We start from the raw sequence: 11968 nt of genomic DNA, 5'->3' as shown, positions 1-11968 counted from the left end.
GTTTGCCGATGTCGATACCCAAAAGCGTGATGGTATTCATGAGAGATCCTCCTTCGGTAAAAAGAGAGCCTCGGCAAGTTTAGACCCGCCGAGGATCTCACCGGGCTGACCATCTCATTAAGGCTTGCTCCTACGTGCGGCCCGCTCGCTGGGGCTCGGGGTTCCTTCGCTCCGGGATCCCTCCGGGCGCATCGCCTACGGTTTGCTTCGCTGCACCTCCTCTCGATGTGTTTGGCTGCGCCAAACGGTCGCTGCGCTCCCACGCCCGGATGAATCCCTCCACTCAGCCTTCCGACGTCGCTCGTGGATCAAGATCAAGATCAAGAGCGGCAGCCGAGCTAACGCTCATCCTGTTGAGTGGTTAGAAGCGATGCGGTGCGAGGTGGGAAGTGCTTTTTTTCTGTGGGAGCGAGCTTGCTCGCGAAGGCGGCCTGACAGCCGACCAATTTTCTATCGGATGTACTCAGTCCCAATGTAGGAGTGAGCCTGCTCGCGATGGCTTCGGGTCGGTCAAAGATGCTTTGAATGACACGCCGCTAGCGCTTGCAGATTCGCTCCCACTGGTGTTGTTGTGTGGCCAGACTTCAGATGGCCGGGAAGTCGATATCGGTCAGTGCCGCGTTGTTCAGGTAGTTGGTCAGGCTCTGTACGGCCACCAGTGCGATCACTTCGATGATCTTCACGTCGTCGATGCCGGCGGCGCGGGCGGCGGCGATTTGTTCATCAGTCAAATGGCCGCGGCTTTCGGTCAACTGACGGGCGAGGGTGGCGTAGGCGTTGAGCTCGCCCTGGCGTGCGGCGACGATGTCCTGCGCCGAGAGCCCGGCTTTGCCGGCAAACAAGGTGTGTGCCGCCAGGCAGTAGTCGCAACCGTTGACCTGTGAGGTGGCGAGGTACACGGCTTCTTTTTCCTGGGCGTTCAGCGAGGTCTTGCCGAGGATGGCCGAGGCTTGCACGTAGGTTTCGAGGGCCACCGGTGCTTTGGCCAGGGTGGTGAAGACGTTGGGCAGGAAACCGATTTTCTTTTTCACGCCTTCCAGCACAGGGCGGCTGGCGTCGGCGGCGGTTTCGAGGCTGATAGCGTGGATGCGGCTCATGGTGATTCTCCGAAAGTCCGGTGCGAAGTGCGCCGGGGATGGAGGTCATGTTATTGAGCCGGGCTGGTGGATTGGCGGCAAATCGTCGAGGATATGCGGCAGATCGTCCAGATATGCCCTCGGAGTCGTCCATGGATCGCCTTTCAACATTGCTCAGCCATTTCGGCGTGAATGCCGGTACGTTCCACAGCGGCGCGTTTTGCGGCGTCAGCGTTCATGACAACGAGCCGGTGGGGCATGTGCATCTTTTGCAGGCCGGTGAATTGCTGCTCAAACCGGGCAACGAGCGTGAGATTCACCTGAGCGAACCGTCGCTGATCTTCTTCCCCCGACCCTTTACCCATCGCATGTTTGCCGATGAAGCCATGGACACCCGATTGGTCTGCGCCACGCTGACGTTTGATGGCGGCTCCGGCAATGCCCTGGCGGCGGCGCTGCCGGATTATCTGGTGCTGAAACTGACGGACATCCCGGAACTGGGCAACACCGTGGAATGGCTGTTCAAGGAAGCGTTCGAAGGTCATTGCGGGCGGGTGGCGGTGATGGATCGCCTGTTCGAACTGCTGGTGATTCTGTTGCTGCGGCACTTGATCAGCAGTCGGGAGCAACAACCGGGGATGATCGCCGGTCTGGCCGATCCACGCCTGTCCCGTGCCTTGAACCTGATGCACGAGCAACCGCAAAAACCATGGAGCGTGGCGGATCTGGCCGCTGTCGCCAACCTGTCCCGCGCCGGGTTCGCCGAGCAGTTTCGCCGGGTTGTCGGGCAAACGCCGGCCGATTACCTGCTGAGCTGGCGCGTCAGCCTGGCGCAGAAACGCCTGCGCGAAGGCAGACCGATTGCGCTGATTGCCGAAGAGGTCGGTTACGAAAGTCCTTCGGCGCTGGCCCGGGCGTTTCGGCGCAAGACCGGGCTCAGCCCACGCGAGTGGAAGGCGGGTACTTGAGCATCATTTGGCGAGTTTTTTCGCCCCGGCCACACACAGGATCACCCCCAGCGTCACGGCAAGCATGCCGGCGCTGACGTGTTCATGCAGCAGGGTCGCCGCCAGCGCCAGACCGAAAAACGGCTGCAGTAATTGCAGCTGACCGACCGCGGCAATCCCGCCCTGAGCCAGACCGCGATACCAGAACACAAAACCGATCAGCATGCTGAACAGCGACACGTAGCCCAGACATAGCCAGGCCGACAGACTGATTGTGTTGAACGAGGCGGGCGCCAGCCACACACTCAACACCGCCATGAGTGGCAGCGAAAGCACCAGCGCCCAGCAAATCACCTGCCAGCCGCCGAGAGTGCGCGACAACTTCGCGCCTTCGGCATAACCGAGACCACAGGCCAGAATCGCCGCGAGCATCAGCAGATCGCCAGTGGGCGAGGCAGTCAGACCTTGTGCCAGCGCGAAGCCGACCACCAGCGCGCTGCCGAGCATCGAGAAAATCCAGAACACCGGTCGCGGCCGCTCACCGCCGCGCAGCACAGCAAAAATCGCTGTGGCCAGTGGCAGCAAGCCGACAAACACAATCGAATGCGCCGACGTCACGTGTTGCAACGCCAGTGCGGTCAACAGTGGAAAGCCAAGCACCACGCCCAGCGCGACAATCAACAGCGACAACCACTGATTGCGCGCCGGGCGCCGCTCGCGAAACAGCCACAACAGCGCCGCCGCCAACACCCCGGCGATGGCGGCGCGAACCACCGTGAGAAACACCGGATCGAACTCCAGCACCGCCATGCGCGTGGCCGGCAGCGAACCGCTGAAGATCACCACGCCGATAAAACCGTTGATCCAGCCACTGGTTTTTTCCAGTGCCGGGGTCGTCAGATTCGAAGTCCGTTCCATCACCGTTCACGCTCGGAAGAGGGTTGCATTGCGGTCATGCTAGAGCTGAGAATCAGCACAATCAAAGAATTGTCATGGATACATCCGGCATGCCACGTTCGCGCTACAAGACACTGGTTGACGCCTACGCGGCGGACATTCGCTCGGGGATGTTGCCGCCAGGTACACGGTTGCCGACCCATCGGCAACTGGCGGCTCAGGAAGGGTTGGCACTGGTCACGGCCTCGCGGGTATATGCAGAGCTGGAGGCTATGGGCCTGATCAGCGGCGAGACCGGGCGCGGTACGTTTGTCCGCGAAACGTCGTTGTCGCCGGGGCAGGGCATCGATCAGAAAGACGTGGCGGTCGGCATGATCGACCTCAATTTCAATTATCCGTCGTTGCCCGGTCAGGCGGATTTGTTGCGCACAGCGTTGCGCCAATTGGCGTTGTCCGGCGATCTGGAGGCGTTGCTGCGTTATCAACCGCATGCCGGGCGCGGCCACGAGCGTGCATCGGTCGCGGGGCACCTACTGACGCGCGGGGTGAGGGTCGAGGCCGAGCAAGTGCTGATCGTCAACGGTGCCCAGCAAGGCCTGGCCGTCACGCTGATGGCGCTGCTCAAACCCGGCGATGTGATCGCCGCCGACGCGCTGACCTATTCCGGGTTCAAGGTGCTGGCCGAAGCGCTGCATCTGGAAGTCGTAGCCATTCCGCTCGGTGATCAAGGGCCGGATCTCGCCGCGCTGGACAAACTCTGTCGCAGCCGCTCGGTGCGCGCCGTGTACAGCATGCCGACGTTGCACAACCCGTTGGGTTGGGTGATGCCGCTGGCGCAGCGCGAGCAGTTGGTGGCGATTGCACGGCGATATGATCTGACAATAATCGAAGACGCGGCCTACGCCTTTTTGGTTGAAAACCCACCGCGTACGCTGATCGATCTGGCGCCGGAGCGCACGGTTTACGTCTCGGGCCTGTCGAAAAACATCGCCACAGGCCTGCGTGTCGGTTTCATCGCCGCCCCGACCGACGTGGTGTCAGCACTGGAACGCATCATCCGCGCCACGACCTGGAACACCCCAGGCGTCATGACTGCCATCGCCTGTGGCTGGCTCGACGACGGCACGGTGACGGTGCTTGAGGAACAGAAGCGCAACGACGCCAAGGTGCGGCAGGCACTGGCCACCGAAGTGTTGAAAGGACTGCCAAGCATTGGCCATCCGGCGTCGTATTTCCTGTGGCTACCGCTGCCGGAAGACGTGCGCGCCGATCAGATTGTCGTCGAGCTGATGCACGAGCAGATTTCCGTCACCACGGCTGAACCGTTTTCGGTGGCGGGTCATGTGCCGCATGCGATTCGCCTGGCGTTGGGCTCGGTAGAGATGGACGTGTTGCGTCAGGCGTTGAGCAAAGTCAGAAAGATCATTGGCGCTTACCTGTAAAAACAAAATGCTACCCTTGCGCGGCCCGATGCAGACCGATCCGGACCCCTCGATGAAAAACACCGCTGCACTGTCACTCGCCCTGATGCTCGCCACTGGCCTGTCCAGTACGTTCACCCTCGCCGCAGGCGACCCTGAAGCCGGCGCGAAAATTTTTCCGCGTCTGTGCGGCGGCTGCCATCAGGTCGGCGAATCGGCCCGCCCCGGATTCGGTCCGCAACTCAATGGCATCATCGGTCGGCCCGCCGGTACGTCAGCGAATTACGTGTATTCAGAGGCGATGAAGAACTCGGGAGTGACCTGGGATCGCGAAACGCTGATCGCCTATCTGAAAGATCCGAAAGGCGTGGTGCCGGGTACGCGGATGATTTTCTGGGGCTTGAGCGACGAAGAAAAACTCGACAATTTGCTGGCGTACCTCCAGACCTTCACGCAATAACGGTAGCTCCTACAGGGCGTGCGTGTTTTTGAGGTGCCGCGATGTCGGTTGATGCTCTCTGTGGCAACCCCCTCCATCACGCTCGATTGATTCCGCCGCCAGGGTCATGACCGTCACCACCACGTCTTCTTCGCGACTCAAGTATTGCGGTGTTCGGGCGATATGCCGGACACCCAAGTCCCTGATTGAAAAATGACATGAAAAAGCTATTCGTCGTTGTTGCTGGCCTCGTTTTGCTGACGGGTTGCGTGACCAAAGATCTCAGCGTTGAAGACCGCCAGCAGATCAAAACCGTGAAAGTGCTGCCGGTGTTTGTTGCCGTCGATAACTTTCAATACACCAGCATGACGCAGGCCTGGGGCGCCGGCCTGGGTGCTGGAGCCGGCGCAGCGGCAGGTATGGCCTCAGGTGCTTCGACTTCTGGCGCCGGTGCGTTAACGGGGGCGGGCTCTGTGGCAGGGACGAAAGCGGCGGACGTGGCCACCGGCGATATCACTCTGGCGATTCGCAACAACATGAAGGCCAATGGCATCGACCTGAGCCAGTTGATCCGGCAAAGCTTCGAAAAACGCGTACAGCAGGAACATCTGTTTACCGTGGTGGGCGAGGGTGAGCGAGCCGATGCCGAGGTCGAAATTCTGGTCTCTCAATGGGGCCTCTGCCTGAAGAACTTCAGCACCGTGTTGTATCCCGTCATCGGTGCCACGGCGCAAATCAAGCGCAACGGCTCAGCGGTATGGCGTAATTTCGACACGATCTCTGTATCCAACGATGCCAACACCATCGCCTATACACCGGAGCAGTACGCCACGGATCCCGAGGCGTTGCGCAAAGCGTTCAGCCATGTGTCCGATCTGGTGGTCAACAAGCTGGTCGATCACTTGAAACAGTAATCGGCACAAGGCGATCGTGTTCGCGGAACGCTGCGGTCGGTCACGGGTCGATAGGGTACTTGTGCGGTATTTCCCTATCGTCCGGCACACCGTTGCACTCAAGGAGCTCACCATGAAATCTCTGCTACTGGCAGCCCCGCTGTTGCTTGTCAGCGCAATCGCCCATGCCGGCATCCCTATGCTCAACGCGACGTGCCCGGGCAAGATCGAAGTGCACGCCGATGAAGGCGGGCCGATCTACATCAATGGCAAGGAAGGCCAGTTGAAGAAGTTCAATGAGAACTACTTCGAAGCCAAAGGCGCGGGCGTGACCATTTCCCTGAGCATCAATCCCGACGGTTCGCCTGCGGTGTCGTACACCGGGAAGAACCGGGCCAACGGGATTTGCGAAGTGAAGAAGGGCTGATCACGCCACCTGATTACGACCTGCCGCCTTGGCCTGATACAACTGCTGATCGGCGCGTTTGATCAGTGCGTTGTGGTTGTTATCGGCCGGGTCCGCCAGGCCGATGCCGATGCTGACCGTCACTTGCCCGATCACCGGGAAGTGAGCTTCGGCGACCGCCACGCGGATCTTCTCGGCGACGACTTCCGGAGTGTCGGGTTTGGCGATTTCCGGCAACAGCACAGCGAACTCTTCGCCGCCGTAACGGGCGACGAAGTCCGTGGTGCGCAAGCTGCTCTGAATCAACTGCGCCAATTGTTGCAGCACATCATCACCCACTGCGTGGCCGTGGGAATCATTGATGCGCTTGAAGTGATCGGCATCGATCAGCAGCAGGGAGAACGGACGTCCGGTGCGGCGGAACAGCAGTGTGTATTCGGTGAGTTTCTCGTCGAAACGGCGACGGTTGTAAACGCCGGTCAAACTGTCGTGGGTCGCCAGGCTGAGCAATTCGGCATTGGCCTGCGTCAGCGCAGCGGTGCGTTGCGCGACGGTTGCCTCCAGCGAGGCATTGGCCTCTTGCAGCTCGCGCTCTTTGCCGAGCAGCGATTGCGTCATGGCATCAATGGACTGGCCGAGCTGGGCAATTTCCAGCACCGGGTGCTGCAGCGGGAATTGCGCACCGGGTTGTTGGTTTTGCACCTGCCGCGCCGAGCGCGCGAGCTGTTCGATCGGTCGGCTCAGGTACAGCGCCAGGTAGTAAGCCACCAAGCCGAACAGCACCGCCGCGACCACACCCAGAATCAGCAATTTGTACATCAGCAGGCGCGCCGGTTGCAGTGCGGTTTCCAATGGCTGGCGCACGGCAATCGACCATGACAGCACCGTACTCGATGGCGTCGGTACGGTGACCACGCTGGTGAGGAATCCGTTGCCCGCCGTCCAGCCTTGCCTTTTGGTGTCAATTGCCAGTTGCTGACCCATCAGCGCTTCCGGGTAGAGCACTTTGCCATCGTGATCGATGATCAACGCTTCGATATCCGGCGTTGAGTTTTTATGCGAAAGCGCCGCCGACTCAACAATGCGGGTCACCCAGCTCCAGTGTGCGTGGGCGCCAAGAACACCAATCACCTGGCCGTCTGCGTTGCGGATCGGTGCGGCGAAATCGATGAAACGCAGCGGTTCACCGTTCGGCAGGGCCGGCAGCATTTTCGCCAGCAACACCGCCTCATGAGGATCGCCGGTGTACTCGCCGCGCAACCCGGCCTGGAACCAGGGCCGTTGCTGCACCGATTGGCCGACCAGCAAGTCGTTCACCGCCTGATGCACCTTGCCCTCGGCATCGGTGACGCCCATCCACGCATACTCGGTGCGGGCCTGGGTGCGCAGTTGCATCGATTTCAGAATCGCCGGGTTATCCAGATCACCACGCTCCAGATGCGGCGCACGGCTGAGCAGATACACCTCCAACTGGCGTTCGCGCAGTCGTTCACCCAACAACGATGCAGCCGAGCGCGCGGTGTTGAGCAACGCATTGCCGCTGGCCTGCTTCATTTGTTCCGTGGCGATATGGCCGACATAGAAGCCCACGCTCAGCAGCGTCAGCAGGGATAAACCGGCAAACCAAAGGGTGAGGTGGCTACGCAGACTGGCTTTGAGCATGGGCAGTCGAGGTCTGTTTTGGAGTTGTGGCCGCATGGTATGCGCAATGGGCGGTGGGTGGCCAGTCGGGGAATGGATGGCGCCGGACGTGAAAAAGCCCGGCTGATCAGGCCGGGCTTTCATTGTGATTGCGATGAAGCCGCAGAGTTATGCGACGCGGCGTTCGATCAGGCGATCAGCGCCACCTTCAGCAACACGACGTTCGATCAGGCGATCAGCACCACCTTCAGCAACACGACGTTCGATCAGGCGATCAGCACCACCTTCAGCAACACGACGTTCGATCAGGCGATCAGCGCCACCTTCAGCAACACGACGTTCGATCAGGCGATCGGAGCCACCTTCAGCAACACGGCGTTCGATCAGACGATCGGAGCCACCTTCGGCAACGCGGCGTTCGAGCAGACGATCGGAGCCACCTTCGGCAACGCGGCGTTCAAGCAGACGATCAGAACCGCCCTCAGCAACACGACTTTCAATCAACTTGTCCGAGCCGCCTTCTGCGACTTGGGTGTGTGCCGGGGTGGCGGCAAAAGCGTTAATGGCGAAAACCGAGAAAGCGATGCTGAGAAGGGTCTGGCGTTTCATGATCGTGTGCTCCGGGGTGTTGTTGGTTGGTATGGAGCTGATGTTACGCCGTGGAATTTTTATGAGAACTTCATTGCCGTGATGGTGAACATCGACCGCAATGATGGTTCACCAATCCGCCTTGTAGGAGCTGCCGCAGGCTGCGATCTTTTGATCTGGCCGTTTCTCAGCGCGAGTTCGCCGCCCGCACACACAACTCACCGGTCGCCCGTGTCAGGGCCAGCTCATGCAGCGCGTCGTGGGTCAGGCCGCTGCGCGCCTTGGCCAGCCACACCGGGCAATTCGCATCATGGCGATATGGCGCGAAATCGGCGTATTGCTGCAGCAGGCGGGTTTGCAGTTCATCCAGACGCGGGCGAATCTGTTTAGCCAGGTCGGGGCGCGGGGTGTCCGGCGCGGCGCCGGACGCTTGCCATTGTGCGAGCAAGCCGTACTGCACCAGTTTATTCGCTTCCATTTGCGCGGCGATCAGTTGCGCCACGTCTTCCGCGTCGAGCTGGCGCTCGGTGGCCAAGTTGCGGGCATTGGCGATAACCTGCGCTTCACGCGGGCTGTCCTGAATCGGCTTGCCGCTGTCCCATTTGGTCAGCGCGACGAGGTCGCCGATGTTCAGGCGTTCGTTGAGTGTTTCCAGCAACGGCTTCAACGTTTCGCCAGGCGCGGCGGCGTGAGCGCTGGTGGTGAGCACGGCGAGGAGGGTGGCGGTCAGCAGATGGGCAAAGCGCGGCATGAACAGAGCCTCAATGAGAGAAGTGAAAGTGGGCAGTTGTTTACCACAGCTCTGAACTTGCACCTACAGAAGCGTGTCCGTTACACAGGCGCGGCCACCGGTCATAAACACCGATTTGAAATGTTAATTGCGCCCCGCGTGCAACTCACCGAAGCTATCCTCCATCAGCCCTCCCGCCGTCGAGATGGACCTCTATTCAATGCAAGCCGTCGCCCAACGCCCACTCTGGCACACCTACCTGCTGTTCCTTGCGCCGATGGTGCTGTCGAACTTTCTGCAATCGATGTCGGGCACGGTAAACAGCATCTACATCGGCCAGATGCTCGGCACCCAGGCGTTGGCGGCGGTGTCGGGGATGTTTCCCATCGTGTTCTTCTTTATCGCACTGGTGATCGGCCTCGGCGCGGGCGCCGGTGTGTTGATCGGTCAGGCGTGGGGCGCGCGTGAGCCGCACATGGTCAAGGCGATTGCCGGGGCGACGCTGCTGCTCGGGGTGTTGATCGGTCTGGTGGCGGCGGTGTTGGGCAGCGTGTTCGCGCGGCAGGCGCTGGCGGGCCTGGGGACGCCGGCGGATGTGCTCGACGATGCGGTGGCGTATGCCCATGTGATGATGTGGATCTTGCCGTCGCTGCTGGTGTTTGTGTTGTTCACCCAGCTGTTGCGCGGGGTCAGCGATACGCTGTCGCCATTGCTGGCGCTGATGGTCTCGACCTGTGTCGGGCTGGCCCTGACCCCGGCGCTGATTCGCGGCTGGTTCGGCTTGCCGCAATTGGGTATTCAGAGTGCGGCGTACGCCGGGCTTGCCGGTAACCTCGCGGCGATGGCGTGGCTGGCGTGGCGCCTGATTCGCAAGGGGCACCCGTTGGCGCCGGATCGGGAGTTCTTCGCCGCGCTGCGCCTTGACGGGGCGATTCTCGGCAAGGTCTTGCGCATCGGTCTGCCGACCGGCGTGCAGATGATTGTGCTGTCGCTGTCGGAGCTGGTGATCCTGGCGCTGGTCAACCAGCACGGCTCGCAAGCGACCGCCGCGTATGGCGCGGTGACGCAGATCGTCAACTATGTGCAGTTTCCGGCGTTGTCGATTGCGATCACCGCGTCGATCCTCGGTGCGCAGGCCATCGGCGCCGGGCGGCTGGAGCGCATGGGGCCGATTCTGCGCACCGGACTGTTGATCAACGTGTGCCTGACCGGCGGTTTGATTGTGCTCGGCTACCTGTTGTCGCACTGGTTGCTGGGGCTGTTCCTGACCGAGGACTCGACCCGGGCGATGGCTGAGCATCTGCTGCACATCATGTTGTGGAGCCTGTTGGTGTTCGGCTTCCAGGCAATCATCGGCGGGATCATGCGCGCGAGCGGCACGGTGTTGGTGCCGGTGGCGATTGCGATCATTTGCGTGGTTGGCGTGCAACTGCCAGCGGCGTACTGGCTGGACGGGCAGTACGGTCTGCAGGGTGTGTGGATGGCGTTTCCGGTGGCCTATCTGGGCATGCTGGTGTTGCAGACCTTGTATTACAAACTGGTCTGGCAGCATCAGAAGATCGAGCGTCTGGTGTAGGCGCTGGCGTAACAGTCGGACGTTTGCTTAATTCAATCGAGGCCCTCGACGGCTAGCCCCGCCCGGAGAATCCCATGTCGATCCGATTGCTGCTGGTTGCCGCGTGTTCGCTGTGCGTCATCTGTACCGCGCGGGCTGTCGAATACACGCGGGTCAACACCACCGCAAGCCAGATCAGTTTTACCTACAACCAGATGGGCTCGCCGATGTACGGCACCTTTGGAAAGTTTGAGGCGACGCTGGACTTCGATACCAACAACCTCGCCAACGCCCGTACCACCTTGCACATCGACCTCAACAGCATCGATGCCGGCAGCGAAGACGCCAACACCGAGCTGGTGAAACCGGCGTGGTTCGACACTGAAAAATTCCCTGTCGCGGTTTTCGAATCCAGCCACTTCACCCAAGTGGCCGAGCACCACTACCTGATTGCTGGCCAGCTCACCCTAAAAGGCATTACCCGTGAAGTGCAGGTGCCGGTGGAATTGAAACCGGACAGTGCCATCGGCATTTTCGACGGTGAACTGGTGCTCAAGCGTGACGAGTTCGGCCTCGGCGCGGGCGAGTGGGCGGACACCGTGGTGTCCAAGGACATCGCCATCAAATTCAAAGTGGTGGCGCCACAGCAGTGACGCCCGCCTTTGCAATCAATAGGCCCGCCAGTGCCCCGGCACCCAGCGCCATTGGTTGCCGCCCCAGCGATAGTGCCCCGCAACCCAGTGATAACCCGGCGCCGGCATCACCGGAACGACCTCGACCAGCGGCGGAGGCCGATGCGGACGGGCCGGTTCGACGACGCAACCGGACAACGTGACGGCCACCAGCGTGGCGGCCAGCAGTGCTTTAACGGTCTTCGACATGGTGGTGTTCTCGCAAGAAGTGATGGTCAGGCTGTCGCGCATTCATCGCACCCAATGCCCCTCGACCCAGAACCAGTTTGGTCCGCGTGCCTGCCAGTGCCCGGGTTTCCAGCGCGCGCCGTACCTCACCGGTTGCCAGTGGCCGGGTATCCATACGTAACCGCGTCCTTGCCAGCGCCAATGACCTTGATCCCAGACATAACCGGGACGTGCGCCGGGCATCACTTCCATGCGCATCGGCGGTGGGGCTTGCTGGACGATCACCACCGGTTGCGCAAACACCGGGGCGCTGCTCAGCGCCGCCAGCGTCAACGGCACCAGCAGCAGGGATTTTCGCCATTTGGACAGGGAACGCAAAACGCTCATGACAACTCCTCAAGGCCTGCGTTGAAAAGTGAACGCAGCTGCAGAATTGGATGCCTGATTTGCGAAAGATCCCGTCTGAGGCGGATGAAATTTTTTTCAGGGAGGGCGATGCGAGAACGTCAGGATGG

The 11968-nt window shown here is 61.0% G+C and carries 14 protein-coding genes; 7 read left to right on the top strand and 7 right to left on the bottom strand.

Translation table 11 applies throughout. The features are described 5' to 3' along the window. Positions 1 to 584: 584 nt before the first annotated feature. Complete coding sequence (locus AC0ZWN_RS25705; protein ID WP_186625250.1) at positions 585 to 1097, bottom strand: carboxymuconolactone decarboxylase family protein; 513 nt, start codon at positions 1095 to 1097, stop codon at positions 585 to 587. A 131-nt stretch (positions 1098 to 1228) separates the two neighbouring features. Here AC0ZWN_RS25705 and AC0ZWN_RS25700 point away from each other — a divergent pair, with 131 nt between their 5' ends. Continuing rightward, a complete protein-coding gene (locus AC0ZWN_RS25700) occupies positions 1229 to 2044 on the top strand; it encodes a cupin domain-containing protein (protein WP_476337126.1) in 816 nt (271 codons plus the stop codon). A gap of 3 nt (positions 2045 to 2047) precedes the next feature. Here the strand turns inward: AC0ZWN_RS25700 and AC0ZWN_RS25695 are convergent, their stop codons facing one another. Continuing rightward, a complete protein-coding gene (locus AC0ZWN_RS25695; RefSeq protein ID WP_476337124.1) occupies positions 2048 to 2941 on the bottom strand; it encodes a DMT family transporter in 894 nt (297 codons plus the stop codon). Between the two features lie 89 nt (positions 2942 to 3030). Between AC0ZWN_RS25695 and AC0ZWN_RS25690 the strand changes: the two genes are divergently transcribed. From AC0ZWN_RS25690 to AC0ZWN_RS25675, 4 genes are all read left to right on the top strand, one after another. Further along, complete coding sequence (locus tag AC0ZWN_RS25690; RefSeq protein ID WP_476337128.1) at positions 3031 to 4362, top strand: aminotransferase-like domain-containing protein; 1332 nt, start codon at positions 3031 to 3033, stop codon at positions 4360 to 4362. 52 nt (positions 4363 to 4414) lie between these two features. Continuing rightward, on the top strand, positions 4415 to 4801 hold the full coding sequence (locus AC0ZWN_RS25685; RefSeq protein ID WP_093441176.1) for a c-type cytochrome: 387 nt from the start codon (positions 4415 to 4417) through the stop codon (positions 4799 to 4801). 197 nt (positions 4802 to 4998) lie between these two features. Beyond that, a complete protein-coding gene (locus AC0ZWN_RS25680; RefSeq protein ID WP_476337121.1) occupies positions 4999 to 5694 on the top strand; it encodes a hypothetical protein in 696 nt (231 codons plus the stop codon). A gap of 112 nt (positions 5695 to 5806) precedes the next feature. Continuing rightward, on the top strand, positions 5807 to 6100 hold the full coding sequence (locus AC0ZWN_RS25675; protein ID WP_095048041.1) for a hypothetical protein: 294 nt from the start codon (positions 5807 to 5809) through the stop codon (positions 6098 to 6100). Here AC0ZWN_RS25675 and AC0ZWN_RS25670 read toward each other — a convergent pair whose 3' ends face one another. The 3 genes from AC0ZWN_RS25670 to AC0ZWN_RS25660 form a co-directional block, all read right to left on the bottom strand. After that, a complete protein-coding gene (locus tag AC0ZWN_RS25670) occupies positions 6101 to 7741 on the bottom strand; it encodes a sensor domain-containing diguanylate cyclase (RefSeq protein WP_093441156.1) in 1641 nt (546 codons plus the stop codon). A 147-nt stretch (positions 7742 to 7888) separates the two neighbouring features. Further along, positions 7889 to 8329 carry a phage infection protein gene (locus tag AC0ZWN_RS25665; RefSeq protein ID WP_476337119.1) on the bottom strand — a complete coding sequence of 147 codons (441 nt, stop codon included), beginning with the start codon at positions 8327 to 8329 and terminating at the stop codon, positions 7889 to 7891. Positions 8330 to 8495: 166 nt separating this feature from the next. Beyond that, positions 8496 to 9059, bottom strand: coding sequence for a chorismate mutase (locus AC0ZWN_RS25660; RefSeq protein ID WP_476337117.1), 564 nt, complete (start codon positions 9057 to 9059; stop codon positions 8496 to 8498). A 199-nt stretch (positions 9060 to 9258) separates the two neighbouring features. On the opposite strand from AC0ZWN_RS25660, the gene AC0ZWN_RS25655 reads away from it, so the two are divergent. After that, positions 9259 to 10614 (top strand): MATE family efflux transporter, encoded by a 1356-nt coding sequence (locus AC0ZWN_RS25655; protein ID WP_099756614.1) that lies wholly within the window; start codon positions 9259 to 9261, stop codon positions 10612 to 10614. Positions 10615 to 10688: 74 nt separating this feature from the next. Continuing rightward, entirely contained in the window at positions 10689 to 11246 is a 558-nt protein-coding gene (locus tag AC0ZWN_RS25650) for a YceI family protein (protein WP_460129250.1), read from the top strand. Between the two features lie 15 nt (positions 11247 to 11261). On the opposite strand, the gene AC0ZWN_RS25645 is transcribed toward AC0ZWN_RS25650, so the two are convergent. Continuing rightward, positions 11262 to 11474, bottom strand: coding sequence for a YXWGXW repeat-containing protein (locus tag AC0ZWN_RS25645; protein WP_007908149.1), 213 nt, complete (start codon positions 11472 to 11474; stop codon positions 11262 to 11264). A gap of 42 nt (positions 11475 to 11516) precedes the next feature. Next, complete coding sequence (locus AC0ZWN_RS25640; protein ID WP_116254993.1) at positions 11517 to 11840, bottom strand: YXWGXW repeat-containing protein; 324 nt, start codon at positions 11838 to 11840, stop codon at positions 11517 to 11519. Positions 11841 to 11968: the final 128 nt, after the last annotated feature.

The sequence above is a fragment of the Pseudomonas sp. 3B-A001-10F genome (assembly GCF_056313565.1).
This window is presented reverse-complemented; position numbering and strand designations above follow the sequence as displayed.

Bases quoted from the DNA above. Each gene is read 5' to 3' on its own strand.
- AC0ZWN_RS25645 (WP_007908149.1), bottom strand. From the start codon at position 11,474: ATGTCGAAGACCGTTAAAGCACTGCTGGCCGCCACGCTGGTGGCCGTC.
- AC0ZWN_RS25660 (WP_476337117.1), bottom strand. From the start codon at position 9,059: ATGCCGCGCTTTGCCCATCTGCTGACCGCCACCCTCCTCGCCGTGCTC.
- AC0ZWN_RS25685 (WP_093441176.1), top strand. From the start codon at position 4,415: ATGAAAAACACCGCTGCACTGTCACTCGCCCTGATGCTCGCCACTGGC.
- AC0ZWN_RS25690 (WP_476337128.1), top strand. From the start codon at position 3,031: ATGCCACGTTCGCGCTACAAGACACTGGTTGACGCCTACGCGGCGGAC.
- AC0ZWN_RS25695 (WP_476337124.1), bottom strand. From the start codon at position 2,941: ATGGAACGGACTTCGAATCTGACGACCCCGGCACTGGAAAAAACCAGT.
- AC0ZWN_RS25675 (WP_095048041.1), top strand. From the start codon at position 5,807: ATGAAATCTCTGCTACTGGCAGCCCCGCTGTTGCTTGTCAGCGCAATC.
- AC0ZWN_RS25700 (WP_476337126.1), top strand. From the start codon at position 1,229: ATGGATCGCCTTTCAACATTGCTCAGCCATTTCGGCGTGAATGCCGGT.
- AC0ZWN_RS25650 (WP_460129250.1), top strand. From the start codon at position 10,689: ATGTCGATCCGATTGCTGCTGGTTGCCGCGTGTTCGCTGTGCGTCATC.
- AC0ZWN_RS25655 (WP_099756614.1), top strand. From the start codon at position 9,259: ATGCAAGCCGTCGCCCAACGCCCACTCTGGCACACCTACCTGCTGTTC.
- AC0ZWN_RS25705 (WP_186625250.1), bottom strand. From the start codon at position 1,097: ATGAGCCGCATCCACGCTATCAGCCTCGAAACCGCCGCCGACGCCAGC.
- AC0ZWN_RS25640 (WP_116254993.1), bottom strand. From the start codon at position 11,840: ATGAGCGTTTTGCGTTCCCTGTCCAAATGGCGAAAATCCCTGCTGCTG.
- AC0ZWN_RS25670 (WP_093441156.1), bottom strand. From the start codon at position 7,741: ATGCTCAAAGCCAGTCTGCGTAGCCACCTCACCCTTTGGTTTGCCGGT.
- AC0ZWN_RS25665 (WP_476337119.1), bottom strand. From the start codon at position 8,329: ATGAAACGCCAGACCCTTCTCAGCATCGCTTTCTCGGTTTTCGCCATT.
- AC0ZWN_RS25680 (WP_476337121.1), top strand. From the start codon at position 4,999: ATGAAAAAGCTATTCGTCGTTGTTGCTGGCCTCGTTTTGCTGACGGGT.